Annotated in this window: 1 protein-coding gene; it reads left to right on the plus strand. The window is 58.5% G+C overall.

From position 1 onward, the window contains the following. The coding region (locus A5646_RS07390) for an MMPL family transporter (protein ID WP_156765545.1) at positions 1-1,692 on the plus strand (1,692 nt) is incomplete at both ends.

A 1,692-nucleotide genomic window follows, 5' to 3' on the forward strand; every position in this document is an offset into this window, starting at 1 on the left:
CCTGTGGGGCGATCGCCTCACCGCGGCGGGCGCCCAGAGCCCGGACGGCAAGGCCGTCTATGTGCAGCTGAACCTGGCGGGCAACCAGGGCACCACCCTGGGCCAGGAATCCGTGGCGGCGGTCCGCGATGCCATCGCGCGCACGCCACCGCCTCCCGGGATCAAGGCTTATGTCACCGGCCCCTCGGCGCTGTTCTCCGATATGCAGCTCGCCGGTGACCGATCGATTCTGAAGATGACCATGATCGGCGCCTTGATCATCTTTGTCGTGCTGCTCATGGTGTACCGCTCGATCACGACCGTCATTCTGCTGTTAGTCACCGTCGGGATCGAGGTGTTCGCCGCTCGGGGTGTCATCGCCTTCATCGCCAACAACAATTGGATGGCGCTTTCGACGTTTGCCGTCAACCTGCTGGTGGCATTGGCCATGGCCGCCGGCACCGACTACGCGATCTTCTTCTTCGGCCGCTATCAAGAGGCGCGCCAGGCGGGCGAAGACCGGCAGAGGGCGTATTTCACCACCTATCGCAGCGTCGCACCCGTCGTCTTGGGTTCCGGTTTGACCATCGCCGGAGCCATGCTGTGCCTGAGTTTCACCCGCATGCCCATCTTCCAGACCATGGGGATGCCCTGCTCGGTGGGCATGCTCATTTCGGTGGTGATCGCCCTGACGCTGGTGCCGGCGGTGCTGACCGTCGGAAGTGGCTTCGGGTTGTTCGACCCGACACGCACGATCGGGTTCGGCCGGTGGCGGCGGATCGGCACGGCGATCGTGCGCTGGCCAGCCCCCATTCTGTGCGCGACCATCGCGGTCGCGCTAGTCGGCTTGGTGACCTTGCCCGGCTACCAGACGAGCTACAACAACCGGCTTTACATGCCGGACAACGTTCCCGCCAACGTCGGTTACGCGGCCGCCGATCGTCACTTCAACCAATCGCGCATGATGCCCGAGATCTTGATGATCGAATCGGATCACGACATGCGGAATTCGGCGGATTTCTTGGTCCTGCATCGACTTGCCAAGGGAGTCTTCGGAGTTCATGGGATCTCTCGTGTGCAGGGCATCACCCGGCCCGAGGGCACACCGATCCAGCACACGTCGATTCCATTCTTGCTCAGCATGCAGCAAGCGATCATGGGTCAAGACATGAAGTACATGCAGGCGCGCATGGACGACATGCTTGTCCAGGCGGACATGATGGCCAAACAAATCGAAATCATGAAACACATCTATTCACTGCAGAGCCGGCTCACTGACATTACGCACGATACGATTGCCAAAACCAAAGAGATGACCCTCATTGTCAATGATCTGCGAGATCATATTTCAGATTTCGAAGATTTTTTCAGGCCGCTTCGCAGCTATTTCTATTGGGAAAAGCATTGCTATGACATTCCCGTATGCTTTTCGCTCCGAAGCATATTTGACACTCTGGATGGCATCGATACCCTAAGCGACAAATTGGTAGATCTAAACAAAGATCTCGATCACATGGACACGCTGATGCCTCAGCTGCTCGAGCAATATCCGCCGATGATCGCGATGTCCGAGGACATGCGGAATATGATGCTGACGAACCACAGCACCATGTCCGGGATCATCGGCCAGATGAGCAGCAATGACAAGGATGCGACCGTCATGGGGCAGGCGTTCGACGATTCCAAGAACGACGACTCTTTCTATCTGCCGCC

It is taken from the genome of Mycobacterium sp. 1245499.0, from assembly GCF_001673615.1.
Classification (GTDB): domain Bacteria; phylum Actinomycetota; class Actinomycetes; order Mycobacteriales; family Mycobacteriaceae; genus Mycobacterium; species Mycobacterium europaeum_A.